The 24524-nt window shown below is 44.2% G+C and carries 23 protein-coding genes and 1 riboswitch; of the genes, 16 read left to right on the top strand and 7 right to left on the bottom strand.

All coding sequences use genetic code 11. The features are described from left to right. Positions 1–596, top strand: a 596-nt coding sequence (locus tag AB5170_RS16705) for a PhoU domain-containing protein (RefSeq protein WP_368365106.1), incomplete at its 5' end; no start/stop codon positions are given. A 320-nt stretch (positions 597–916) separates the two neighbouring features. Here AB5170_RS16705 and AB5170_RS16700 read toward each other — a convergent pair. After that, entirely contained in the window at positions 917–1195 is a 279-nt protein-coding gene (locus AB5170_RS16700; RefSeq protein WP_173773249.1) for a helix-turn-helix transcriptional regulator, read from the bottom strand. Positions 1196–1300: 105 nt separating this feature from the next. On the opposite strand from AB5170_RS16700, the gene AB5170_RS16695 reads away from it, so the two are divergent. After that, positions 1301–1516, top strand: coding sequence for a hypothetical protein (locus tag AB5170_RS16695; RefSeq protein WP_173769743.1), 216 nt, complete (start codon positions 1301–1303; stop codon positions 1514–1516). 238 nt (positions 1517–1754) lie between these two features. Here the strand turns inward: AB5170_RS16695 and gpmI are convergent, their stop codons facing one another. Together gpmI and AB5170_RS16685 are read right to left on the bottom strand one after the other, a co-directional pair. After that, on the bottom strand, positions 1755–3296 hold the full coding sequence (gene gpmI, locus AB5170_RS16690) for a 2,3-bisphosphoglycerate-independent phosphoglycerate mutase (RefSeq protein ID WP_118580904.1): 1542 nt from the start codon (positions 3294–3296) through the stop codon (positions 1755–1757). A gap of 264 nt (positions 3297–3560) precedes the next feature. Next, complete coding sequence (locus AB5170_RS16685; protein ID WP_173718402.1) at positions 3561–4862, bottom strand: homoserine dehydrogenase; 1302 nt, start codon at positions 4860–4862, stop codon at positions 3561–3563. A 412-nt stretch (positions 4863–5274) separates the two neighbouring features. Here AB5170_RS16685 and AB5170_RS16680 point away from each other — a divergent pair, with 412 nt between their 5' ends. The 3 genes from AB5170_RS16680 (at position 5275) to AB5170_RS16670 (ending at position 9305) form a co-directional block, all read left to right on the top strand. Beyond that, positions 5275–6615 (top strand): MATE family efflux transporter, encoded by a 1341-nt coding sequence (locus AB5170_RS16680; RefSeq protein WP_173769746.1) that lies wholly within the window; start codon positions 5275–5277, stop codon positions 6613–6615. A 203-nt stretch (positions 6616–6818) separates the two neighbouring features. Then, the gene (locus AB5170_RS16675; RefSeq protein WP_368361635.1) at positions 6819–8849 is read left to right on the top strand and encodes a L,D-transpeptidase family protein; all 2031 of its coding nucleotides are present in this window, start codon (positions 6819–6821) and stop codon (positions 8847–8849) included. A 159-nt stretch (positions 8850–9008) separates the two neighbouring features. Further along, on the top strand, positions 9009–9305 hold the full coding sequence (locus tag AB5170_RS16670) for a DUF3784 domain-containing protein (protein WP_227198820.1): 297 nt from the start codon (positions 9009–9011) through the stop codon (positions 9303–9305). A gap of 212 nt (positions 9306–9517) precedes the next feature. On the opposite strand, the gene AB5170_RS16665 is transcribed toward AB5170_RS16670, so the two are convergent. Beyond that, positions 9518–10132 carry an HAD family hydrolase gene (locus AB5170_RS16665; RefSeq protein ID WP_195983045.1) on the bottom strand — a complete coding sequence of 205 codons (615 nt, stop codon included), beginning with the start codon at positions 10130–10132 and terminating at the stop codon, positions 9518–9520. 309 nt (positions 10133–10441) lie between these two features. Between AB5170_RS16665 and sfsA the strand changes: the two genes are divergently transcribed. The 3 genes from sfsA (at position 10442) to AB5170_RS16650 (ending at position 13299) form a co-directional block, all read left to right on the top strand. After that, positions 10442–11134: a DNA/RNA nuclease SfsA gene (sfsA, locus tag AB5170_RS16660; protein ID WP_368361636.1), complete on the top strand. Its 693-nt coding sequence runs from the start codon at positions 10442–10444 to the stop codon at positions 11132–11134. Further along, positions 11131–12171, top strand: coding sequence for an A/G-specific adenine glycosylase (gene mutY / locus AB5170_RS16655; protein ID WP_195983047.1), 1041 nt, complete (start codon positions 11131–11133; stop codon positions 12169–12171). Before sfsA ends, mutY begins: the two co-directional genes overlap by 4 nt. 111 nt (positions 12172–12282) lie before the next feature. After that, positions 12283–13299, top strand: coding sequence for a glycosyltransferase family 2 protein (locus AB5170_RS16650; RefSeq protein ID WP_118583852.1), 1017 nt, complete (start codon positions 12283–12285; stop codon positions 13297–13299). A 7-nt stretch (positions 13300–13306) separates the two neighbouring features. Here the strand turns inward: AB5170_RS16650 and AB5170_RS16645 are convergent, their stop codons facing one another. The 3 genes from AB5170_RS16645 to AB5170_RS16635 form a co-directional block, all read right to left on the bottom strand. Continuing rightward, complete coding sequence (locus AB5170_RS16645; protein ID WP_368072542.1) at positions 13307–13378, bottom strand: DUF6783 domain-containing protein; 72 nt, start codon at positions 13376–13378, stop codon at positions 13307–13309. Between the two features lie 76 nt (positions 13379–13454). Beyond that, the gene (locus AB5170_RS16640; RefSeq protein WP_148462491.1) at positions 13455–14144 is read right to left on the bottom strand and encodes a phosphatase PAP2 family protein; all 690 of its coding nucleotides are present in this window, start codon (positions 14142–14144) and stop codon (positions 13455–13457) included. A 69-nt stretch (positions 14145–14213) separates the two neighbouring features. Continuing rightward, positions 14214–15146 (bottom strand): diacylglycerol kinase family protein, encoded by a 933-nt coding sequence (locus tag AB5170_RS16635; protein ID WP_118583854.1) that lies wholly within the window; start codon positions 15144–15146, stop codon positions 14214–14216. Between the two features lie 305 nt (positions 15147–15451). Here AB5170_RS16635 and AB5170_RS16630 point away from each other — a divergent pair, with 305 nt between their 5' ends. The 8 genes from AB5170_RS16630 to AB5170_RS16595 all read left to right on the top strand — a co-directional run bounded on the left by AB5170_RS16630 (position 15452) and on the right by AB5170_RS16595 (position 24442). Further along, on the top strand, positions 15452–17650 hold the full coding sequence (locus tag AB5170_RS16630; RefSeq protein ID WP_173715627.1) for a DNA topoisomerase III: 2199 nt from the start codon (positions 15452–15454) through the stop codon (positions 17648–17650). Between the two features lie 215 nt (positions 17651–17865). Further along, complete coding sequence (locus AB5170_RS16625) at positions 17866–18537, top strand: YkgJ family cysteine cluster protein (protein ID WP_118583858.1); 672 nt, start codon at positions 17866–17868, stop codon at positions 18535–18537. A gap of 451 nt (positions 18538–18988) precedes the next feature. Beyond that, positions 18989–20473, top strand: coding sequence for an AAA family ATPase (locus AB5170_RS16620; RefSeq protein ID WP_118583860.1), 1485 nt, complete (start codon positions 18989–18991; stop codon positions 20471–20473). A gap of 90 nt (positions 20474–20563) precedes the next feature. Continuing rightward, entirely contained in the window at positions 20564–21070 is a 507-nt protein-coding gene (locus tag AB5170_RS16615; RefSeq protein ID WP_148462486.1) for an NUDIX domain-containing protein, read from the top strand. A gap of 204 nt (positions 21071–21274) precedes the next feature. Continuing rightward, positions 21275–21381: riboswitch (TPP riboswitch) on the top strand. Between the two features lie 146 nt (positions 21382–21527). Beyond that, positions 21528–21824, top strand: a complete 297-nt coding sequence (locus tag AB5170_RS16610) for a thiamine-binding protein (protein ID WP_118583864.1) — start codon at positions 21528–21530, stop codon at positions 21822–21824. Next, complete coding sequence (locus tag AB5170_RS16605) at positions 21793–22575, top strand: ABC transporter permease (protein ID WP_148462485.1); 783 nt, start codon at positions 21793–21795, stop codon at positions 22573–22575. The genes AB5170_RS16610 and AB5170_RS16605 overlap by 32 nt, the downstream gene beginning before the upstream one ends. Then, the gene (locus tag AB5170_RS16600; RefSeq protein WP_173773955.1) at positions 22568–23575 is read left to right on the top strand and encodes an ABC transporter substrate-binding protein; all 1008 of its coding nucleotides are present in this window, start codon (positions 22568–22570) and stop codon (positions 23573–23575) included. The genes AB5170_RS16605 and AB5170_RS16600 overlap by 8 nt, the downstream gene beginning before the upstream one ends. A gap of 114 nt (positions 23576–23689) precedes the next feature. Beyond that, on the top strand, positions 23690–24442 hold the full coding sequence (locus AB5170_RS16595) for an ABC transporter ATP-binding protein (RefSeq protein ID WP_195409783.1): 753 nt from the start codon (positions 23690–23692) through the stop codon (positions 24440–24442). Positions 24443–24524: the final 82 nt, after the last annotated feature.

The following is a 24524-nucleotide window of genomic DNA, read 5'->3' as shown; positions in this document are numbered from 1 at the left end:
TGATCCAGCTCACCAAACGTGAGATGAACACCGCCCAGACGCGCCAGACCTCCCTTTATCTGCACACTATCAATGACTTTGAGAGAATTGGCGATCACGCTTCCTACATCGCACATATGTCCAATGAAATGCATGATAACCACACTAATTTCTCTCAGACAGCATGGGATGAGCTGAATGTAGTTATGGATGCAGTCCGTGAGGAAATCAATGTGACCTGCAATGCATTTATGAACGATGACAGAGAAGCCGCACAGCGTGTTGCACCACTTGGCGTGGTAATCACCAGACTTTGTGATGAACTGAAGATGCGCCATGCAGAGCGCCTCAGCCAGGGCAAATGCGGACTGGAAGAGGGAACTGTGTTCAGCGATATTCTGAACAGCTTTGGACGTATTGCTTCCCACTGTGCAAGTGCTATGACAGCACTTATGAAAAGTGGGGAAGAGACAACCGATATCCACATTCACAACTCCAGAATTTATCCTACAGACAGTCTGGAATATTACACTTATTTTAAGGAATACAGACAGAAGTATGATATTGGCACAGAAGTGGAGCATAAGCTGAGTATGGAGCCGGAAGAGGTTGAATAAATAATTTTTAAGATAAAAACACCGTCAGATGAAAATTCGCAGATAAAATGCGAAAGTCACCTGGCGGTGTTTTTTATGCAGCAGGGTTCTTTATGGAAAAATTAATACCCTGGATTAATTAAAAAACAATATGAAAAAAGAACAAAATGCTCTAAAAATAATTCCAGACTCTCTCCACTCAGCCGAAACAAAGAATTAGGCATCCGTGCAAAAAAATAAAAATGTAAGTATTTTTATTCTTTTTCAAAAAAACGTGTTTATCAGAGCTGAGACACGTATAGTTTATGTATGGTTTATACTGTGGGAGTCTGAAGCACCAGTTATTTCGATGGAGTGTGAGCAGGATGTGATGCGGCTGCCTCTTTTTGGGCTGTTTTCGCATCCTCAGTGATATCAGGGTTATTGGGTACGTATTCTACTATATCATCCAGATCACAGTTAAGAACAGTGCATATTCGGTCTAATGAAAAGATTTCTACATTTTCATTGTCGCGAAGTCTGCGCAATAACCTTTTTTCGATTCCACACTCATTAATGAGATAGTACTGTGAAATATGGCGTTTTTTCAATGTCTCCCAGAATCTGTCGTATTTTATCATCACTCAAATTCCTGTCCATTTTGTTCTTGCCATATCTCTATTATGGGTTTAAAATGAAAAACATAACAGGGTGATTATAGCCACCCTATCTGGGAGGACTAAGATATGCGAAAAGGATTAAAAATAGCAGGTTCCACTGTATTTGCAGCTGCATTGTCTGCGTGTCTGTTTTACTGTATGGTAGCAGGGGCGAAATCTGGCGCTGTGGTATATGTGGTTATGGCTGCACTGTTGTCTGTTATTATTTCGGTAACTCTGTGTGCAGGGTTTCATTATATCCGCCATCTTCAGAAGCTTTTGAAGGAGCTCAGTGAGAAGTAGTTTTTATGTAAGAAGTAGTAAACAGTGGAAGTACGATTTAGATCGTGTTGTTGTATAAGGGAAACAATAACTCAGAAAGAACTGGCGACAATAGGTATCAGGAATAATAGAACAGCTGTGATAGATAGAAAATCTGTCAGAGCTGTTCTTTTTGTAGCTATAATAAAAAAGAACATAATAAAAAAGGCGCTGGCATTTAAGCCAGCACCCTTTAAAGCAACAGAGCTGTATAAGCGGATTATTTCTCCACCAGAAGTGATTTACCAGTCATCTCAGCTGGCTGCTCCATGCCCATAAGCTGAATCAGAGTCGGGATGATGTCTGCCAGGCAGCCGTTCTCACGAAGCGTATATTTCGGGTCTGCATTAACCAGAATGAACGGTACCGGATTGGTGGTATGAGCAGTATATGGCTCGCCTGTCTCATAGTCTACAAGCTGCTCTGCGTTACCGTGGTCAGCGCAGATGAACATCTGTCCGTCAACCTCCTTCAGAGCCTCTACAGCCTTTCCTACACACTCATCGACAGCTTCAACAGCTTTGATTGCAGCAGCCTCAACACCTGTATGACCAACCATATCCGGGTTGGCGAAGTTGATGATGATCACATCATATTTCTCAGATTTGATTGCTGCAACAAGCTTCTCGCAAACTTCCGGAGCGCTCATCTCTGGCTGCAGGTCGTAAGTCGGAACCTTCGGGGACTTCACAAGGATTCTGTCCTCGCCCTTGTTTGGCTCCTCAACGCCACCGTTGAAGAAGAAGGTTACGTGAGCATATTTCTCTGTCTCAGCGATACGTGCCTGAGTCATGTTGTGAGCTGCAAGGTACTCGCCGAATGTGTTGTGAAGCTGAACCTTGTGGAATGCAACCAGCTTATTTCCAATGGTGTCATCGTAATCTGTGAAGCATACATATGTGAGGTCAAGGCGTTTCTCTCTTGCGAAACCTGTAAATTCGTCATCGCAGAATGCTCTTGTGATCTCACGTGCACGGTCAGGACGGAAGTTGAAAAATACAACAGAATCTTTATCAGAAACAACGGCAACTGGTTTGCCATCTTTCTCAATGACTGTTGGAAGAACGAATTCGTCTGTCTTGCCGTCGTCATAGGATGCCTGTACAGCCTCAGCTGCGTCGGTTCCCTTAACACCCTCGCCCTTGGTAAGTGCGTTGTAAGCAAGCTCAACACGATCCCAGCGGTTGTCACGGTCCATTGCGTAATAACGTCCGGAAACAACACCAATCTCACCTACGCCAAGCTCATCCATCTTCGCCTGGAGCTGCTGGATATATCCTTTTCCGGAAGCCGGAGGGGTGTCACGGCCGTCCAGGAAGCAGTGTACATAAACTTTATTAAGTCCCTCTTTCTTAGCCATTTCAAGAAGACCAAAAAGGTGAGTAATGTGGCTGTGAACACCACCATCAGAAAGAAGACCCATGAAGTGGATCGCGGAATCATTTTCTTTGGCATTCTTCATAGCTGCAAGAAGTGCTTCATTTTTGAAGAAATCTCCGTCCTGAATCTCTTTGGTGATTCTGGTAAGCTCCTGGTATACGATACGGCCTGCACCCATATTCATATGACCAACCTCGGAGTTACCCATCTGACCGTCCGGAAGACCTACAGCCAGTCCGCTTGCATTACCTTTTACAAAAGGATATTCAGCCATCAGCTTGTCCATGACAGGTGTGTTCGCTTCGTATACAGCGTTTGCGTCATGTCTTTCATTCAGGCCATATCCGTCAAGAATCATTAAAACCGTTGGTTTTTTGCTCATAATGTGCTCCTTTATATGATAAAATTTCCCTTTTGTTGTTCCTTATATATAGTATCAAAAATCTGGGATTTTTCAATCACAATTTTTTTTATTTCTGGAAACTATTTTTAGCAGTATTTACTATGGGAGTTCTGATGAGAAAGAATTCTGCCTTGGCAGGCTTTTTATATAACAGCTTATTACATAAAAAAGGCACGAACGAATCGTGCCTTTGACTGTATGCTTAAGATAAACATATGTACAATATAATTTTGATTTTTCTAATTACTTCCTATAAACTCGGATAGTCTTTGAAATACGCTTTACCGAAGACTTATTGGAAAGCTCCTGTACCGCTGTCTTGAAGTCACCCTCACGAACCTTGGAAGTGATCACAACAACCTCTGCAAGATGGTCGTCCTGGTTCTGGCTGTCCTTCTGGATGATCTGGGCAATGCTTACGTGATATTTGGCGAAAACCTCTGTCATTTCAGCAAGTACACCGCAGCGGTCTTCTACATGAAGGCGAAGGAAGTAACGGTTGTAGGTATCTTCCATTTTTTTCACAGGAAGCTGTTTATAGCAGGTACATCCGATACGGCCGCAGCAGCCTGCTTCCATATTGCGCACAATATCAAAAATATCTCCAACTACGGCGCTTGCAGTAGGAAACTCACCTGCACCCCGTCCGAAGAACATGGCATCCTCTACAGCATCTCCATGAACAAAGACTGCATTATAGGAATCATTAACGGTTGCAAGAGGATGATCATTTGGAATCAGCATCGGGCAGACGTAAGCTTCTACACCGGACTCAGTATTGCGGGCAACACCAAGAAGCTTGATGGCACAGCCCATCTCTTTTGCATAGCGGATGTCCTTGGCGGAAATTTTTGTGATTCCTTCGATATAAACATCATCAAATACCACTCTGGAATTAAAAGCAACGCTGGCGAGAATAGCCACCTTGCGTCCTGCATCAAGTCCATCAATATCCGCAGTAGGATCCGCTTCTGCATAGCCAAGCTCTGTGGCAAGTGCCAGTGCATCTTTAAATTCCATATTCTCCTGGGACATTTTTGTGAGGATGAAGTTGGTAGTACCGTTTACAATACCCATAACCTCGCTCATGTGGTTGCCTGCCAGGCACTGCTTCAAAGGACGGATAATAGGTATTCCGCCTGCTACAGCTGCTTCAAAGAGAAAATCCACATGGGAAGCTCTGGCTGTGTCCATAAGTTCTTTTCCGTGGACGGCAATCAGATCTTTGTTTGCTGTTACTACGTGCTTGCCTGCGTGAAGAGCATCCAAAATATAGGTTCTGGCAGGTTCGATTCCGCCGATCAGTTCGATTATAATGTCAATGGAAGGATCTGCTTTAATATCCTCCCAGCTATTGGTAAGGACAGCCGGATCATCTACCTTGCCAGCTGCCTTTTCCAGGTTGCGGACAAGTATTTTGCGTATTTTAACCTTGCAGCCGATCTTGGCTGTCATTTCTTCTTCCTGGTTCTTCAGAACCTTGTAAACACCGGTTCCAACTGTTCCAAGCCCAAGCAGGGCTGCGTTTATAACTTTTTCTCCCATGGGGAACTCCCTTCTTAAAAATAGTAGTGCTGCCGTTTGATCGTGGTTCCCGTTCATAGTCTGGCAGCAGATATAAACGTAAGCGCGAAAAAGACAGATGTCTTTCACACGTTAACATTTCGTTATGTGGTTCTTATAGTATGGCAGAAAATGGTTTTTGTCAAGCGCTTAAATAATGTAATTGTTCAGTACCTTCACAGTGTGTTACTGTTCTCTCCGTGACCAGTAACACGCTTTGCATAATTTCGCGTTGCAATTTTCGGGCTTTCTGTGAACTTTGTTCACAAAAAAACGTGCGGAACAGTACCTGCGGAATAGTTGCAAAATAATAAAAATAGGGGCTTGAAAGTAGAAAAAATATCGCCTATAATCCTCCTAAAATGATATTTTTTTTTGTGGAGGAAAACAGAATATGCAGACAGATATGACTGTGGGAAAGCCCATGAAAATGCTGTTGAATTTTACTATTCCTGTATTTCTGGGAAATGTTTTTCAACAGCTGTACAGTATGGCAGATGCAGTTATTGTTGGAAAGTTTGTTGGAACCAAGGGGCTGGCAGCGGTAGGCGCCACTGGGACCATTACGTTCCTTATTATTGGATTTCTGATGGGGCTGACTACAGGATTTACGGTTCTTACTTCTCAGAAGTTCGGAGCCGGCAGAATGGATGAGATGCGTAAGACGGTTGGAAATGCAGCGATTCTTTCAGTGGTCATCGCAGTTGTTATGACAGCTGTAAGTATGCTTGGAATGCATAGGTTGCTAGTGTTTATGCATACGCCAGAGGATATCTTTGACGGAGCATACGGCTACATTATGATCATCTGTGCGGGGATTTTTACCCAGGTGCTCTATAATCTGGTGTCAAGTATTCTGAGGGCACTGGGAAATAGTAAGACGCCGCTTTATTTCCTGATCCTGGCGGCCGTGCTTAACATTGTGCTTGATCTTGTATTTATTATCTTTTTCCACTGGGGTGCACCGGGAGCTGCCTGGGCTACCGTCGTCTCTCAGGGCGTGTCCGGGTTGCTTTGCCTGATTTACATCTGGAAGGCAGTGCCGGAGCTTAAGATGAAGAGAGAGGACTGGCATTTTGACAAATATATTGCAGGGAAACAGATCAGCGTGGGAATTCCCATGGGTCTTCAGTTTTCCATCACAGCGATCGGCACCATGATGGTGCAGAGCTCCCTGAATATCCTGGGCTCCTATGCAGTGGCTGCATTTACAGCCGGTTCCAAGATTGAGAGTATTTTTACCCAGGCCTTTGTAGCAATTGGAACTGCCATGTCTACATACAATGCGCAGAATATCGGAGCACGTAAGCTGGATCGTGTTCGAAAAGGATTTCGTTCTGCAGATGTGATCGGCTGTACATATGGGGTGCTCGTAGGTTTTATTCTCTTTTTCGTAGGAAAATATTTTGCCTATCTGTTCATTTCTGATAACGCAGAGGTGGTAATTCCTATGGTGGAAACGTATCTGCAATGCGTTGGGATGTTTATGATTCCCCTGTATGTAGTCAATTCCTACAGAAATGGATTCCAAGGAATGGGATACGGACTTCTGCCTATGCTTTCCGGTGTTGCAGAGCTGGTTGGAAGAGGTATCATGGCAATTGTTGCTTCCAATAAAAAGAGCTATACCATGGCATGTATGGCAAGTCCTTTTGCATGGATTGTAGCAACTGTCCTTCTTATTGGACTTTACTTCTATGTGATGAAGGATATGAAAAAGAAGTTGTGCCTGTAAAATTGAAAAACAGGGATTACAAAGCAAAAGGAAAAGTTTAATAGAATAAGTGTATCAGATAGTTTTATTAAAGGGATTCTTTTGAAGGAAATATACATTTTAAGATACAAAATGGAAAATATATGTTATAATGAAACAAGGTTTCGCCATTAGATGGAGAAGCCTTGTTCAAACAGTGTTTTTATCAGAGGAGAGTTTTATACATGAGTAAGGACAATAAGCATACTCAGGGAAGCCCGGGAGACTTTGAAGATAAAATAGATTCGGCTATGGCAGGTCTTGAAGCAGATCTGGACGAGGAATTCCACGGCGCAGACTTTTATGATGAAGATGACCAGGAGAGCGATTTTGATTCCTGGGAAGGTGAAGACGATTCCGATGCAGAAGAACTGGCTGAGCAGGATTCTGAAGAGGAGTATCCAGAGGAAGAAGAGTACGACCAGGATGAGGCAGAGCTGAGCACGGAAGAAGAGGACTTCTGGGACGAGGAAGAGACAGAATCTGAAGAAGAGAATTCAGAGGAAAAAGATTCAGAGAGCGAAGATTCAGAGGACGCTGAATCTGCAGATGAACCGAAAACATCTGAAAAAGAGCTTCAGGTGGAAATTATTCCGCCCCATTCAAATAAAGGCAGAAAGCACCGAAGAAAAGATTCTGCCGGTGCGGCAGCACCTAACCAGCCTGAGAAGCAGACTTCTAAGAAATCTGCCAGACCGTCTCCGAAGCCGGCAGCCAGATCTGCCCGTCCGACGAAGATTTCCTATGTTCCTATTACTGATGAGGAACTGGATGAGAAGATCATCCCTGTTCCCAGAAAGAAGCATAAGGGACTTAAAGTTACGGGAATTGTGGCAGCTATTCTTGCGGTGACAGCAGGATGCGCTTATGGAGCAGTGAGTTACTATTATGCAGACAGATTCTTTGAGGGAACCTATATTAACGGAATCAACTGTTCCAATAAGACTGCCTACGAAACAGAGCAGCTGATTGCAAGCAATGTAGAGGATTATTCCATTGAGATTACCGCGAGGAACCAGGAGCCGCAGGCCATCAGCGGAAACCAGATCAATTACCGCTATGTGTCTGATGGAGAAGTTCTGGATCTTTTGAAGCAGCAGAAGCCATATGAATGGGTAAAAGGGTTCATGGAGACCAGAAGCTATACCACCCAGGAGAATGTGACTTTTGATAAGAGTTTGCTTCAGAGTGAAGTAAAGGAATTAAAGTGTGCACAGGCAGAAAACCAGGTTGAGCCGGAGAATGCATATGTGGCGCTTGAGGGAAGCGAGTTTACCATTGTTCCTGAGACTGAGGGCAGCAAGCTGAAGGTGAAGGAAGCCTATAAAGCGCTGGATACCGCCATTTCCGGAAGCCAGACCTCCATTGATCTGGGAAATACGCCGGATGTATATGCAGTGGCAGCAGTGACCAGCGATGATCCTACCCTTCAGGCCACCAGGGATGCTTATAATAATTATACCAAGGCCAGCATTACCTATACATTTGGAGAGCAGACAGTCACTCTTGACGGAAGCACCCTTAAGGAATGGCTGCAGTTTGATGACAAGGGACAGCTGGTGCAGGATGATGCTTCCTTTACCCAGCATATCAAGGATTTTGTGGCACAGCTGGCAAGTGAGCATGACACAGTTGGAACAACACGCTCCTTTAATACGACCAGTGGCCGTACCGTTTCTGTTTATGGCTCTGCATATGGCTGGAAAATCGATCAGGACGCAGAAGCAGCACAGCTGACAGAAGAGATCCGTACAGGCACTCAGACTACACGGGAACCGGTATATTCCATGAGAGCCAATTCTTACGGATACAATGATATTGGAAGTACCTATATCGAGGTAGATTTGAGTAGTCAGCACATGTACTATTACCAGAATGGCAGCATCATCTTTGACTCTGACATTGTTTCCGGAGATATCCGTTATGATGACAGAGCCACACCTCCGGGAATTTTCACCCTGTATTATAAGAAGAGCCCGGATGTGCTTCGTGGAGAGAAGAAGCCGGACGGCACTTACGAGTACGAAACCCAGGTTACCTACTGGATGCCGTTTAACGGCGGAATTGGTTTCCATGACGCTACCTGGCAGGTATATTTCGGTGGTGACCGCTATACCTACGCCGGATCCCATGGATGTATCAATATGCCGCTGGATGCAGCAGCTACTCTGTACAGCATTATTGATACCAATGTGCCGATCGTGTGCTTCTACTAAAAGATCATTTATCTGACCGGAAAATTGCAGTGAGCAGTAACAATTAGTTTTTGGTCACTGAGTACGAACAAACACGCTCTAGATGGATGAAAAGACAGCTGCATGTCTTTGAGACCGCGGGCAGCAGCATAACACAAAAGAAGTGGAGAATAAGTTAATATGAATATGGATTCATTTGATATGATACTGACTATAGCAGCTCTTGTAATGGGAGTTATGCTTCTTACCGGTCATGGAGATATTCTTATGAAAGGCGGAAATGCCGCTGAGCGTAAGAAGCTTTACGATGACAAAAAGGTTCAGCTGGTTTCCGGCGTGACTCTGCTCATTTTCGGAATTCTCACCGGTCTGGATATGGTGATCAAGAGCTATGTGTACGATATCATTTATCTGGCAGCAGTAATTGTTATCTTCATTATCATGGTGGTAGTGATTCGCAAGAAATGTAAGAAATGAGATGAAAAAGAAGCACTTGTATATCTGGAAATTGATATACAGGTGCTTCTTTTGTAATCCGGATATTGAGCTGCACTGGAGCATGTTTGAAAAATCATTCCGGCGATCTGCTGTTGGATAACTGTGTGTCGCATTCTCGTTACTTCAGTAATGAGTTAGACGCACTATTTTTTGAAAAAGCAAGGACTGCTAATAAAAATTTGTATAAATAATTAGAATAATTTCAACAGATCCGCTGGCTTCTCAATCATATAATCCGGTGTATCCACCTGTCCGAATCCATAGGAAGCAAATACAAATGGTACCCCTGCCTCCTGACATGCCTGGTAATCCCCGAAGGTGTCTCCTACATAAACAGGTGCTTTCAGCTGATATTTCTTAGCAATAGAACGGATATTAGCTGCCTTGGCTTCCCCGCTGTCTCCTGGACACAGATGACCGGTGAAGTATTTTCCCAGCCCTGTTTTCTCAAAAACAAGCTCAATATATCCAGCTTGGCAGTTGCTTACTACAAAAAGAGGGTAGCGTTTGTTAAGCTCCTTCAAAGTTTCTTCCAGTCCGTCGTAAACAGGTGCCCCCATCGCACCCAGCAGATCGTGCTCAGCCTGGCAGCAGATATCGATGACCCGAAGCTGCTCCGCTTCAGTCTGTTCTGGAAGGATTGCCTTCGCAATATCTGGGAGAAGTCTGCCAAACAGCCCTTTCAGCTGATCAGCTGTCACACGGACATCAAGATTCTCTTTTTCTAAAGTCTTATTCCACGCCATAGCTACAACGTCGGTGGAATTCCATATAGTTCCGTCAATATCAAAAATAATACTGTCCATTTGAGGTTTTTAGTCCTTTCTGGTGTGCTTAAAATTCTTAAATTGCTTCTTTTCTCATTCTGTTTTGAAATCTGACGGTTTCTATTCTATATAGGAAAATCAAAAAAATCAATCTCCTAACATGGGATTTTTCAATTTTAACTGGCTTTTTGCAGATTTTATGTTATGATAGGAAAGGTGACTGTTGCTTTTGAACTATTGGTCAGTTTTATATTGCAGTGAAATAGTTACATTATTTCTTGAGACTGTCATTGAAGAAAGCCTTTTTCAGACACGTTTTGGGAGTCAGGCAGCAGCACGAGGTGAACTATGAAATACGAAAATATTACAGAAGGCCGTTTCCTGGATCGTCCGAACCGATTTATTGCACATGTGGAGATTGCGGGACAGACAGAGACGGTTCATGTAAAGAACACAGGCAGATGCAGGGAGCTTTTGATTCCTGGTGTCCAGGTTTTTCTGGAAAAGAGCAGTAATCCGATGAGGAAAACAGCATACGATCTGGTCTGTGTAAATAAAGGCGGACGCCTGATCAATATGGATTCCCAGATTCCCAATAAAGCTGCCCTGGAATGGGTAAAGGCAGGCCATCTTTTTCCAGAGGAAGTGCAGGTAACTCCTGAGAAAACTTATGGAAATTCCAGATTTGACCTGTATGCCTGCTCAGATAAGAGAAAGGCTTTTATTGAGGTCAAGGGTGTAACCCTGGAAGCAGACAATATTGCCCGCTTTCCAGATGCTCCTACTGCGAGGGGCGTGAAGCACCTGGAAGAGCTGATCCATTGCATAAGGGAAGGGTATGAGGCTTATCTGCTTCTGGTGATCCAGATGAAGGGAATTACAAGATTTGAACCAAACTGGGATACTCACAGGGAATTTGGGGAAACCTTACAGAAAGCGAAAAAGGCAGGGGTGCATATTCTGGCCTATGACTGTCTGGTAGAGCCAGACGGGATGGAAATACAGAATCAAGTGCCTGTGTGTTTGGAGGAAACTAGATGACAGATGAGTTTATACAGCCTCTTCTTGCCTGGTATGATGAGAACAAAAGGATTTTGCCCTGGAGGGATAAGCACAACGCCTATTACACCTGGGTATCCGAGATCATGCTCCAGCAGACCCGCGTGGAAGCTGTAAAGCCCTATTTTGAAAGATTTATCAGGGAACTGCCGGATATCCCGGCCCTGGCAGTCTGTCCGGAGGAAAAGCTGTTAAAGCTGTGGGAAGGTCTTGGATACTATAGCCGTGTGCGGAACATGCAGCTGGCAGCCAGGGAAATGGTAGAAAAATATAATGGGAGACTTCCCGACGACTTTTCCCTTCTTATCTCGTTAAAGGGGATAGGAAGTTATACCGCAGGAGCTATCGCTTCCATAGCGTATGGTGTTCCAGTGCCAGCCGTAGATGGAAATGTTTTCCGTGTAGTTACCAGAATGACGGAGGATCAGGAGGACATTACCAGACCTGCATTTCGCAAAAAAACAGAAAGCGCATTGCAGAAAATTATCCCAAAAGACCGTCCAGGTGATTTTAATCAGGCAATGATGGAGCTTGGAGCAGTAGTGTGCGTCCCCAACGGACAGCCCAAATGCGACCTTTGTCCGGTGAGAGGCTTTTGCCAGGCGGGACTTCACGGCACTATGGAAAAGTTTCCGGTGAAAGCACCAAAGAAGCCAAGAGTGGTGGAAGAGCGAACCGTTCTGGTTATTCAGGATGGAAGCTGCACTGCGATCCGCAAGCGGCCGCCGAAAGGCCTCCTTGCCGGATTATACGAGCTTCCCAATACAGAAGGATACCTGAACCGTGAGGAAGCCCTGGAATACGTGAAAGAGCTTGGCGCAGAGCCCTTATATATAGAAGAACTGCCGGAGGCCAGGCATATTTTTTCCCACATTGAGTGGCGGATGAAAGCGTACCGGATCCGCGTGTCCTCCCTGGAGCAGACACATGCCCCGGGAATTCTTTTTGCAGATAAAAAAGAATCAGAGAGAAACTACGCCATACCTTCTGCGTTTGGCGCTTATGAAAAATATATGTAACGGTTCAGCTGGCGTTTTTGAGAACATAACTCAAAGAAAAAAAGGAAAATACATCGCAAGGTGCGTAATTTTAAAATACAGAATCGTTACACTACATGAGGAGGAAAATAAATGAAATTACTGAGCATAGCAATTCCATGTTATAATTCTGAAGCTTATATGGAGAACTGCATCAAATCCCTTTTACCAGGCGGAGATGAAGTAGAGATCCTTGTAATTGACGATGGATCCAAGGACAGAACAGCCGAGATCGCAGATGAATACCAGGAGAAATATCCAGGCATTGTCCGCGCCATCCATCAGCCAAACCTTGGCCACGGCGGCGCCGTAAACACCGGTATCCACAATGCCCAGGGGCTCTATTTCAAGGTTGTAGACAGCGATGACTGGGTAAATGAAGAATCCTACAAAGAGATCCTGAAAACTCTGGAAGAGCTGGTAAAAGGCTCCAAAACAGTTGATCTTCTCATCAGTAATTTTGTATACGAGAAACAGGGTGCTACCCGCAAGAAGGTTATGCAGTATCGTCACTGCCTGCCAGTGAACCAGATTTTCACCTGGAATGAAGTAGGTCACATGCCAAAGGGAAAATATCTTCTCATGCACTCCATGATCTACCGTACCCAGCTTCTCCTTGAGTGCAACTTGACTCTGCCGGAGCATACCTTCTACGTAGATAATATTTTTGCCTTTGATCCGCTGCCGTATGTACAGAACATGTACTACCTGGATACTAATTTCTACCGTTACTTTATCGGCCGCGATGACCAGTCCGTAAACGAGACAGTTATGATCCGCAGAATCGACCAGCAGCTCCGCGTAAATAAACTGATGGTAAATTCCTACACCAGCTGCGGCAGCATGAATAAACGCACCAGAGCCTACATGATCAGTTATCTGGATATTATTACTACCATTTCCTCCATTATGCTGATCCGCTCCGGCACAAAGGAAGCTCTCGACAAGAAGAAGGAGCTTCTGGAATATATCCGCTCCACGAACCGTGCCCTCTACGGAAAACTTCGCCACAGCCTCATGGGTAACTTCATGAACCTTCCAGGCCGCGGCGGACGTAAGGTGTCTGTAGCTGCATACAAGCTTTGCCAGAAGTTCTACGGATTTAACTGATTAATGATCAGGGCGCTCTGGAGACTGTTTGAAAAATCATTCCTGCAATCTGTACGCCCCACTTTGCAGCATATTTTATCTATATTCGGTTGTCGCCGCTCGTATTTTTGTTAAAAAAAAACGCGCCTTCCCATTTCTGGAAGTGCGCGTTTTTTTTAATAATGTTTCCTGCGATTATTCCGTCCAATTCTCTCTACTGCCATGCCACTTGCTTCTTCTCCTGCCTTCTGCGGATAGAAAAACAGATATCCAAACAGCGCCAGCGTAGCACCACAGCACACATCAATTACGGAATGCTGCTTCAGGAACATAGTAGACATGATAATAAGTAATGTAAGAACCAATGATCCATACCTTACCCCTTTGTGGTCTCTCAGCGCCTCACAATTGGTAAGTGACATATGAACTGCCAGAGAATTAAATACATGAATACTTGGCAGAACATTGGTCGGTGTATCCGTCCGATACAGCCATCTTACCATATCTGTAAACACGTTTTCCCTTGGAAACTCTGATGGTCTTAAGTGCAGTACATTTGGATATGCATAAGACACGATCAGGAAAACAGTCATACCCATCATCATATTGAAAATCAACTGATAATATTCTTTTTTATTCTTGTTCCTGAAGATAAAGTATAAAACTGTGAGAATCTGATACGGAAACCATAATAGATAGGGGACAATAAAATACTCACAAAATGGTATGTAATCATCAAAAACAGTGTCGATCACATGAAATCCCCATACCGGCCTGCACTCCAGATACTCAAAAAAAAGCATATAAACAATGGCATACGCAAGTATGATCAGACCATGCCTGTATTTTTTTATAAATTGTACCAAGTCTTTTTCACTCCTTTTCCAATCTGGGTTACCGGTCTTGTAATTCCGGATCCCCCAAATCGTGAGAGATTATACCACAGGTAAAATGATTTTTAAAGAGCTTTTTTCAATGGAAACTGTTAAATCTTCGCGAATTCCGCCAGATTCCCCGTCAATATGAATGGGAAGAGCGGACGCACTATGTACATGGATATCGCTGCAGGTGAGAATATGTATTCCCCTGATGCCCACATGCTTTCCGAAAAAAGCAGTAGGCAGGCAAAATAAAAGCTTTATCTTACGGATACCTTCCACAAGGATCACGTCCAGAAGCTGATCGTCAGGCTGAGCATCCGGGCAGAACTTAAAACCGCCGCCTTCATATTTCTGATTCATAACCGCTGTAAAATATACGTGGTCATAGGAAAAAGTATTCTCTCCATCTAGGGTCACTGTCATTTTTCCTGGATTAATAAAAATCAGCTGCTTCAATGCAATGAAAAGATAAATCAGCTTTCCCAGCCCAAGACGATTGAATATCTTCTTTAAGGGCGTTGCCAGAACCTCCTGGCATACGCCGGCGTCATATCCGATTCCCGTGCTGATACCGAATCGGGACTTCTTATTATTGCGGAGCAGGTAAGGAACATCCATTTTGCTGATATGCTCTGCCTTTAGGATATATTCCAGTGATTCCATTGGATCAAAAGGGAGTCTCATGCTTCTGCAGAAATCATTGCCAGAGCCGGTTGGAATGTATCCGAAGACTACCCGGTCAAAATCGGTGATGCCGGTGAGCACCTCGTGAATGGTGCCGTCACCTCCCACTGCAATGATATATACAGGCTCAGATTCAGTGCCAAGAGCACAGGCATCAGAAGCAATCTCTGCGGCATGTCCGGAATATCTTGTAAGGCAGTACTGGAAATCAATTCCCCGAAGCATAAGCTGCTGATGAATTTCATTCCAGATGGAACGTCCCCTGCCAGAGCGGGAATTGGGATTAACAATAAAATAATACATAACTTCTCCTAGGTTTTTAGAACATGTTTGCAAAATCTCCCATAAATTGTGAAGCACATATCAGGGAAAGTATTTGGGGGCATGCTCTGAGACAAAGAACCTGAAGCCTTGCGATGTAGATTCTCTGTCTTTTATGGTTACATAATAGCATTGGTGGGATCGTTTTACAAATTAATTTTAACAAAATATTCTTAAAAATTTCTGAAGTGTGTTATAATGTAACTATTCCTTAACAATTATGGAGAGGATTTCACTGTTTGCTTAAGCAGACATCATCAAATACGAAAATAATCAGGAGTGTATACATGAAATCACTTGTAATTGCGGAAAAACCGTCCGTCGCCAGAGACATTGCCCGTGTTCTTGGCGCAAACCAGAAAAATGGTGGTATTCTCGAAGGCAAAAACTATGTAGTAACCTGGGCACTTGGACATCTTGTAACCCTGGCTGACCCGGAAGAATATGACAGAAAGTATGAAAAATGGGAAATGGCGACCTTGCCCATGCTCCCCAAGGAGATGAAGCTGGTAGTCATCCGCCAGACAGGCAGGCAATTTTCCGTAGTAAAGACTCAGCTTTTCCGAAAAGATATTGGAGAAATCATTATAGCCACAGATGCAGGACGGGAGGGGGAACTTGTTGCCCGCTGGATTCTGGAAAAAGCAGGCTGCCATAAGCCAATTAAGAGACTGTGGATTTCCTCAGTCACAGATAAAGCAATTAAAGAAGGCTTTGCCAATCTGAAAGACGGGCATGACTATGATAATCTTTACCGTGCAGCTGTTGCAAGGGCAGAAGCAGACTGGCTGGTGGGAATGAATGGTACCAGAGCTCTCACCTGTAAATACAACGCCCAGCTTTCCTGTGGCAGGGTGCAGACCCCCACCCTTGCCATGATCGCAAAGCGCGAAGAAGAAATCCGCAAATTTGTGCCAAAAGAATATTATGGTATTTCTCTGGAGACCCAGGATGTGAAATGGACCTGGAGAGATGAGAAAACAAAGAGCTTCCGTACTTTTTCTAGGGAAAGGGCAGAGCAGATCAAAGGCAGGCTGGAGAACGCTGCTCTTGAAATAACCAGTGTAGAGAAAAAAGCAAAAAAGACTATGGCCCCGGGCCTGTACGACCTGACAACTTTGCAGAGGGAAGCCAACCTGAAATATGGTTTTTCTGCAAAAGAGACCCTGAATATTATGCAGCGCCTTTACGAAAATCACAAAGTACTCACATATCCCAGAACCGATTCCCGATACATTGGAAAGGACATTGTTCCTACTATTAAGGAAAGACTGAAGGCCTGCGGAATCGGTCCGTACAGAAAGCTTGCTGGCGCACTTATGAATAAGCCTGTGCAGGTGAATGGAAGTTTTGTGGATGATAAGAGGGTCAGTGACCACCATGCGATCATTCCGACAGAACAGTTTGTTCAGCTGGACCACATGACAAATGAAGAACGGAAGATTTATGATATGGTTGTCCGTCGTTTCCTTGCAGTTCTTTATCCTGCAAGCCAGTATGAGCAGGTGACCATGGAGGCGAAAGCGGCAGGAGAAACTTTTGCAGCCAGCGGCAAAGTGATAAAGAGCATGGGCTGGAAGGAAGTTTACGAAGGCGGAGCAGATGATGATTTGGAAGATGAGGCGGATGATGAGAAAAAACTGAAAGACCAGCGTCTTCCGGAGATGAAAACCGGAACCAGACTAAAGATTTTGAAAACTTCCTTAAATACAGGAAAAACAAAACCGCCAGCAAGATTCACAGAGGCAACTCTTCTTGCAGCTATGGAAAATCCGGTGAAATTTATGGAGACAAGAGATAAAGAAGCGGTGAAAACCCTTGGAGAGACTGGGGGGCTTGGAACCGTTGCCACAAGAGCAGACATTATTGAGAAACTTTTCCATTCCTTTATGATGGAGAAAAAAGGCAATGAGATCCATATTACCTCAAAGGCAAAACAGCTTCTGGAGCTGGTGCCGGAAGACCTGAAAAAGCCTGAGCTCACAGCTGACTGGGAGATGAAGCTTTCCCAGATTGCAAAAGGCAGGATACGTCAGGGGGATTTTCTTCACCAAATCCGTGACTATACCTGTGAAATTGTAGATGAGATCAAAACCGGGGAGGGCACGTTCCGCCACGACAATCTTACAAATAAAGTATGTCCGCAGTGCGGCAAAAAACTTCTGGCTGTCAATGGAAAAAACAGCAAAATGCTGGTATGCCAGGACCGGGAGTGCGGCTACCGTGAAACGATTTCCCGCACTACCAATGCCCGTTGTCCAAAATGCCATAAACGTATGGAAATGTATGTGAAAGGTAAGGAAGAGACGTTTGTCTGCCAGTGCGGTTATAAAGAGAAGCTTTCCGCGTTCCAGGCAAGACGCCAGAAAGAGGGCGCAGGAGTAGGCAAGCGTGACGTGCAGAACTATCTGCGCAGGCAGCAGAAAGAGGCAAATGAGCCGGTGAATAATGCTTTTGCACAGGCATTGTCTGGAATTAAGTTGTAAATACAGAGGATAGATAATACGGAGATGCTGTTGATGGCAGCATGTTATATTACTGTTCACTGGCAATGTCCCGCGGGGTGTTTTTGGTGAATATCGTTTACAGAAAAATGGGGAATCTCAGCGGGAAATCTTGAAAATGCATGATTTCAGTGCATCGCGAAGTGAACCGTAACCATGTTTGTCTACAAAAAAATAAAAGAAAGAGGAATTTGCATATGCGCCGAGAAGTATCTTTGGAAGAGATTTCCGACGGAAGACTTTATGAATTAAATGATATGGTAAAGGCAGACTGTCAGGATTGTGCGGGCTGTCATGACTGCTGTGAGGGTATGGGGGACTCAGTTGTGCTGGATCCCATGGATGTGTACCGTCTGTGTACGAATCTGGGAAAAACACCACAGGAACTGGTAAGCACCGGGCTGATCCAGTTCGATGCCATGGATGGGAATATTCTGCCTCATCTTTGCATGAGTGGAAAAAACCAATGCTGTGTTTTCCTGAATGAACAGGGACGGTGCAGCATTCATGACTTCCGTCCTGGGTTCTGCAGACTTTTCCCATTGGGACGTTTCTATGAAAATGGAGGATTTAAGTATTTTCTGCAGATCCATGAATGTAAGAAGACAAGCCGGAGCAAGATCAAGGTAAAGAAATGGATCGACACTCCGGATCTTCGCCAGTATGAAAAGTTTGTAGCTGACTGGCATTATTTTTTGCTGGATGTGCAGGAGGTTCTTTATAATGCCACAGATGCCCAGCTGATCAAAAATCTGAATTTATATGTGGTGAATCGTTTTTATATGAAAACATATGAAGTGGGCAGAGATTTCTATGAGCAGTTTGAAGAAAGACTGACAGAAGGAAAGCAGCTGTTAAGTCTGGCATAAATGAATTGAAAAACTCCCGGAACACTTGAGCCTGTTTGAAAAATCTTACAGAAAGTTTTTTCAGACACGCTCTAGAGCGCCCGGGAGTCTTTTATTTTTAGATTGCAGTATTCCATTAGAAGCTTTGGGAGGGACTATGGTGTCTGCGCACTAAAAATCAGAAATATATATCAAATGTTAAGTGAAAATCAAATTGTTGAAAAGTAGTCCGTATAATAGAATACACGAATTTCTCCATTTTGGCAAGAGATTTTTTGTAAAAAACTAAGAAATGCCAAGATATATAAAAAATAAGATAGTTACTGGTCACAAAGTGAACAATAATACAAGACAATGCTGCATTATGAAACAGGCCAACTCATTCTGGACATTAGAGAAAAATGTTGTTATAGTAGGTAAGAGAAATTAGAGAAATATATCCCTTTAAATACACAGGAAAGAGGAAAAAGCTATGCCAGTATTTGATTTCAGCGGTGCTTCTGCAAGCAAAGCGGAGGCAAAGTGTACTTACACAACATTTCACAGCAGCCATACGAAGCCTTCACCGGAGCAGCCGATCATGGTGCTTGACAATAAAGAGAGACAGTGGAAACATCATTCCTGCGGTGTGTTTACCAATCCGGTAAACCGTACTGCTTTTGATTTTAAGGAAGAAGACGGTAACCATACAGCAGATGTGGTGAAAATTGATTCCAGATTTACCAGTCTTTTGAAATGGCTGGGAGACAGCAGGATCAATGTACGTTTGTCTGGTACTAACAGGGAGGACGGATATGCGGTATACCGCATTCGCGAAACTGCTTTTGGCGGCGGCACAAAGCTTTCTGCAGAGGATGGCTTTCTGCAGTTTATGATTGAGAGACTTCTGGAGAGTAATGCACCTGCTGAGGCAGAAGAGGATGAGGAACAGGAGGAAAACGGTGATGAGATGAAGCTTACCAGCATTCAGAGTATTACCGATTTTATGACCTGCGCAGGCAAAACACTGCCGGATAATATCAGACTCTGGACCAGAAGAAATCTGGCAGTGGCAAGATCCAGTGAAGTTTCTCAGGAAGAGCGCCATCATGCACAGAGGGCTCTTTCTATTATGTTGAATATCCAGTGGAAGAACAATTATTTTGAAGCAATCGATCCTGTTGAGGCAAGGAGAATCCTGGATGAAGAGCTTTATGGAATGGAGCGTGTGAAACAACGTATTATCGAGACGATTATCCAGATCAACCGTACACATACCCTTCCGGCCTACGGACTTCTTCTGATCGGACCTGCCGGTACTGGCAAATCCCAGATAGCCTATGCAGTTGCAAGAATCCTGAAACTTCCGTGGACTACGCTGGACATGAGCTCAATTAACGACTCTAAGCAGCTTACCGGAAGCCCCCGTATTTACGCAAATGCAAAGCCCGGAATTATTATGGAGGCATTTTCCATGGCTGGTGCCTCTAATCTGGTATTTATTATTAACGAGCTTGATAAGGCAAATTCCGGCAAAGGAAATGGAAATCCGGCAGATGTACTTCTTACGCTTCTGGACAACCTTGGATTTACAGATAACTATATGGAGTGTATGATCCCAACTGGTGGTGTGTATCCAATTGCTACTGCAAATGACCGTGACCAGATCAGTGCACCGCTGATGTCCAGATTCGCAGTAATTGATATTCCGGACTACACAGCTGAGGAGAAGAAAGTGATCTTTTCCAGATTCTCTCTTCCGAAGGTTCTTAAGAGAATGCATATGGAAGAGAGTGAGTGCATTATCACAGAGGGTGCGCTGGAGGCAATCATCCAGCGTTATTCCAATACTTCAGGCATTCGTGATCTGGAGCAGGCAGCAGAGCACATTGCGGCAAATGCACTGTATCAGATCGAGGTCAACCATGTAGAGAAGGTAGAGTATACCAGAGAGATGGTGGAGGAACTGCTGAAATAGAAAAAGTAAAATATTGCATATGATAACAATATTTGCGAAACAAGAATGAAACGAGAATATACATGAGAAAAATATAACAGGAGTGATAAAATGGAATTCTGGGATATCTATGATATTAACAAGAGACCTACCGGCCGTACCATGAAACGAAACGACTGGTGTTTAAAGGACGGAGAATACCATCTCACCGTACTTGGAGTAGTGGCAAGACCAGATGGTACGTTTCTCATTACCAAACGTGTGATGACAAAAGCCTGGGCACCAGGCTGGTGGGAGGTTTCCGGTGGTGCAGCACAGGCAGGGGAATCTTCTTATGATGCTGTACTCCGCGAAGTGAAAGAAGAGACAGGCCTTGATGTAAGCGGTGCGCAGGGCGGCTATCTTTTTACTTACAAAAGAGAGAATCCAGGGGAGGGAGACAACTATTTCGTAGATGTTTACCGCTTTGTGATGGATGTGAAAGAAGAAGATCTACATCTTCAGGAAGAAGAGACAGACGGCCACATGTTTGCCACCCTGAATCAGATCAAGGAATTTGCAGCCCAGGGAAAATTCCTGCACTATGACAGTATTCAGGCTGCTTTTGAGAATCTATAGATTTATTATATATTCTGCAGGAAATAACTGTGATATGCAGGGGGATTTTTTTAACGAATTCTGATGAAATGGGAATATTAATTAGAGCTTGCTGGTCAGACTGCGAGCAGTACAATTCTGTTAAGGGTATGTAAAATATAATTGAGATAAAAATAGTTTCTTGTAATTTGAAGAAAGGTGTATTATAATAAGCAACGAAATCTGAATAAAGACCAGGGGAGTTTCAATTGAGAAGCTGAGAGTAAGGTAGTCCTTAGACCCTTTTAACCTGTTGGATCATGCCAGTGTAGGAAGTGTTTAACGATGTAAGTAGGAGCATTTGTCTGGATGGCAGGTGCTCTTTTTTTTATACTGACTGACAGAGCCTGTTCAGTTCCGTCACAGTTTCAAGAATGGTTCTTATTCGATTTTTATTACAAAGTCCTGTTTATGGGACAGAAAATAGGAGGAAAAGAAAATGAACGCAAGTGTAGCAATTCAGGTACTGCCAAATGTACAGGATGAAGAGGAAGTTATCCGCATTGTAGACGAGGTAATCGCCTACATCAGATCCACTGGTCTGAACTATTATGTAGGACCATTTGAGACCACCATTGAAGGTGATTATGACCAGCTGATGGACATTGTAAAAGAGTGTCAGCATGTAGCTGAGCGCGCAGGCTGCAAGGCTATGAGCGTATATGTTAAAATTGCATACAAACCAGAAGGGGATGTACTTACCATTGAAAAGAAAGTTACCAAACATCACCAGTAAGATCCCTTCAATTGCAGCCATGGCCGTGATTCTGCTTGGCTGGGAAGTGGTAAGCATTTCGGGAATTGTTCCCTCCTACATGCTTCCATCTCCGGTAGCAGTGCTGACAGCCCTGTTTGGCGATCTGCCAACCATACTTTTCCATGCGAAATTCACTTTGCTGGAATCCTTTTACGGACTTCTCATTGGAATCGCGCTGGCATTTGTGTTTGCAACTATGATGGATCGGTTCCGTGTAATGGATCAGGCATTTTATCCGATCATGATCATTACACAGACCATACCGACCATTGCCATTGCGCCAATTCTGGTGCTTTGGATGGGATTTGGAATGGCACCGAAGATCACTCTGGTTGTGATCACCACTTTTTTCCCAATTACAATCGGACTGCTGGATGGATATAAAAGTGTGGATCCGGATGCCATTCGTCTGATGAAGGCCATGGGAGCCAGCCGGGCACAGATTTTCCGCCATGTGAAATTTCCAGGTGCTTTGCCCCAGTTTTTTTCCGGGCTGAAAATATCTGCTTCCTACGCAGTTGTAGGAGCAGTTGTTTCTGAGTGGCTGGGTGGATTTAACGGACTTGGTGTTTATATGACCCGTGTAAAAAAAGCATATTCTTTTGATAAAATGTTTGCAGTCATTATCTTCATTGTGATCATCAGTCTTTTACTTCTTCTGGCAGTAAATATTGTCAGCCGGATCACAATGCCATGGCTGCAGGTAGAAAAGGAGAAAAATCATGAATAAGAATTTGAAAAAAGTAATCGCACCAGTTGCAGCGGCAGCTATGGTGCTTGCAGTTCCTACCGGTGTATACGCAGAAGATGGTGCACAGGAGAAAATCACATTCTGCCTGGACTGGACACCGAATACCAACCACACCGGACTTTATGTAGCACAGGCAAAAGGCTACTACGAAGAAGCTGGTCTTGATGTGGAAATCGTTCAGCCACCGGAAAATGGTGCAGCCCTTATGTGCGCAGCAGGTCAGGCTCAGTTTGCGATCGAGGCTCAGGATACCATGGCTGCTTCCCTTGCACTTGACGAGCCTCTTGGAATCACAGCAGTTGCAGGAATCATTCAGCACAATACCTCCGGAATCCTTTCCCGAAAAGGTGACGGAATTGACAAACCAGCCGGACTTACCGGAAAAACCTATTCCACATGGGATTCTCCAATCGAGCTTGCTATGCTGGAAAATGTTGTAAACGGCGAAGGCGGAGATTTCAGCCAGGTTACCCTGATCCCTAATGATATTACAGATGAGCCAGCAGCACTTGCTGCCAATCAGACGGATGCCATCTGGGTATTCCAGGGCTGGGGCGGAATCAATGCTGACGTAGAAGGTGTAGACTGCGACTATTTTGCATTCTCTGATATCAACCCTGTATTTGACTACTACACACCGGTTATCATTGCAAATAACGACTATCTTGCTGAGAATCCGGATCAGGCGAAAGCATTTATGGAAGCAACTGCAAAGGGATATGAGTTTGCAGCAGAGAATCCGGATGAGGCAGCACAGATCCTCATTGACGGCGATAATACAGGCTCTCTGAAGGATGCTGAAGATCTTGTAAAGAAGAGTCAGGAATTCCTTTCCACAAAATACATTGACGATGCAGAAAGCTGGGGCGTAATTGATGCAGACAGATGGAATGCATTCTACAAATGGCTGTATGAGAACCAGCTTTGCGACAAGGATCTTACTGGAGTCGGATTTTCTAACGAGTATCTTCCACAGTAAGGAATGAAAGAGAAAGAAATTAACGCATAGAGCTATTCTGTCAGGAAAATTTACCCCGATTTTTGCGGAAAATGGAACTGGTTATAGAAGTAGCACTGTGTATAAGGAACGAATATGTCATCAGAACAAAATAAAGTAATTTTACGAGCAGAACATATTTCAAAAACATACGGTGAAAAAAAAGTTTTGGAGGACATTTCCATTTATCTGGAGCAGGGGGAACTGGTTTCCCTTCTGGGAGTCAGCGGTTCCGGAAAGACCACATTGTTCAATGTGCTTTCCGGTATTATCCCACCTGATGAAGGAAAGGTCTATCTGAAAGATCAGGATGTGACTTCCACACCTGGAAGCATCAGTTACATGCTGCAGAAGGATCTTCTCCTTCCCCACAAGAAAGTGATCGACAATGTAGCACTTCCCCTTGTACTGAAAGGCGTGAAGAAAGCAGAAGCCAGGGAAAAGGCCAATCCGCTTTTTGCAGAATTTGGTCTGGAAGGCACCCAGTATCAGTATCCAAGCCAGCTGTCCGGTGGTATGCGTCAGCGTGCGGCTTTGCTTCGAACCTATTTAAGTTCCAGCGGAGTTGCCCTTCTGGATGAGCCTTTCAGTGCACTGGATACATTGACAAAGGCCAGCGTGCATAAATGGTATCTGGAAGTTATGCAGCATATTGATCTGTCTACCTTGTTTATCACCCATGATATTGACGAGGCCATTCTTTTGTCCGACCGGATTTACATCCTGAACGGAACTCCGGGAACCATCAAAGATGAGATCGTGATCCAGGAGAGAAAACCCAGGGCAGCGGATTTTGCATTGTCAGAAGAATTTTTGGAATATAAGAGACAGATTATTAGCAAGCTGTAGTTTTTCGGTTGATGAAAATAAAACTTCCCGGCAGGTTTCATACTACCTGAGTTTGAGCGCTCAGAAGCAGAAGCCTGCCGGG

Source organism: Ruminococcus sp. RTP21484sp1_RTP21281st1_A8_RTP21281_210402, from assembly GCF_040914025.1.
Classification (GTDB): domain Bacteria; phylum Bacillota; class Clostridia; order Lachnospirales; family Lachnospiraceae; genus Blautia_A; species Blautia_A faecis.
The sequence above is the reverse complement of the archived record's forward strand: the minus strand, read 5'-3'. Positions and strand labels throughout refer to the sequence as shown.

Coding starts and splice junctions, on each gene's coding strand:
- AB5170_RS16700 (WP_173773249.1), bottom strand. CDS start 1,195: ATGATAAAATACGACAGATTCTGGGAGACATTGAAAAAACGCCATATT.
- AB5170_RS16695 (WP_173769743.1), top strand. CDS start 1,301: ATGCGAAAAGGATTAAAAATAGCAGGTTCCACTGTATTTGCAGCTGCA.
- gpmI (WP_118580904.1), bottom strand. CDS start 3,296: ATGAGCAAAAAACCAACGGTTTTAATGATTCTTGACGGATATGGCCTG.
- AB5170_RS16685 (WP_173718402.1), bottom strand. CDS start 4,862: ATGGGAGAAAAAGTTATAAACGCAGCCCTGCTTGGGCTTGGAACAGTT.
- AB5170_RS16680 (WP_173769746.1), top strand. CDS start 5,275: ATGCAGACAGATATGACTGTGGGAAAGCCCATGAAAATGCTGTTGAAT.
- AB5170_RS16675 (WP_368361635.1), top strand. CDS start 6,819: ATGAGTAAGGACAATAAGCATACTCAGGGAAGCCCGGGAGACTTTGAA.
- AB5170_RS16670 (WP_227198820.1), top strand. CDS start 9,009: ATGAATATGGATTCATTTGATATGATACTGACTATAGCAGCTCTTGTA.
- AB5170_RS16665 (WP_195983045.1), bottom strand. CDS start 10,132: ATGGACAGTATTATTTTTGATATTGACGGAACTATATGGAATTCCACC.
- sfsA (WP_368361636.1), top strand. CDS start 10,442: ATGAAATACGAAAATATTACAGAAGGCCGTTTCCTGGATCGTCCGAAC.
- mutY (WP_195983047.1), top strand. CDS start 11,131: ATGACAGATGAGTTTATACAGCCTCTTCTTGCCTGGTATGATGAGAAC.
- AB5170_RS16650 (WP_118583852.1), top strand. CDS start 12,283: ATGAAATTACTGAGCATAGCAATTCCATGTTATAATTCTGAAGCTTAT.
- AB5170_RS16635 (WP_118583854.1), bottom strand. CDS start 15,146: ATGTATTATTTTATTGTTAATCCCAATTCCCGCTCTGGCAGGGGACGT.
- AB5170_RS16630 (WP_173715627.1), top strand. CDS start 15,452: ATGAAATCACTTGTAATTGCGGAAAAACCGTCCGTCGCCAGAGACATT.
- AB5170_RS16625 (WP_118583858.1), top strand. CDS start 17,866: ATGCGCCGAGAAGTATCTTTGGAAGAGATTTCCGACGGAAGACTTTAT.
- AB5170_RS16620 (WP_118583860.1), top strand. CDS start 18,989: ATGCCAGTATTTGATTTCAGCGGTGCTTCTGCAAGCAAAGCGGAGGCA.
- AB5170_RS16615 (WP_148462486.1), top strand. CDS start 20,564: ATGGAATTCTGGGATATCTATGATATTAACAAGAGACCTACCGGCCGT.
- AB5170_RS16610 (WP_118583864.1), top strand. CDS start 21,528: ATGAACGCAAGTGTAGCAATTCAGGTACTGCCAAATGTACAGGATGAA.
- AB5170_RS16600 (WP_173773955.1), top strand. CDS start 22,568: ATGAATAAGAATTTGAAAAAAGTAATCGCACCAGTTGCAGCGGCAGCT.
- AB5170_RS16595 (WP_195409783.1), top strand. CDS start 23,690: ATGTCATCAGAACAAAATAAAGTAATTTTACGAGCAGAACATATTTCA.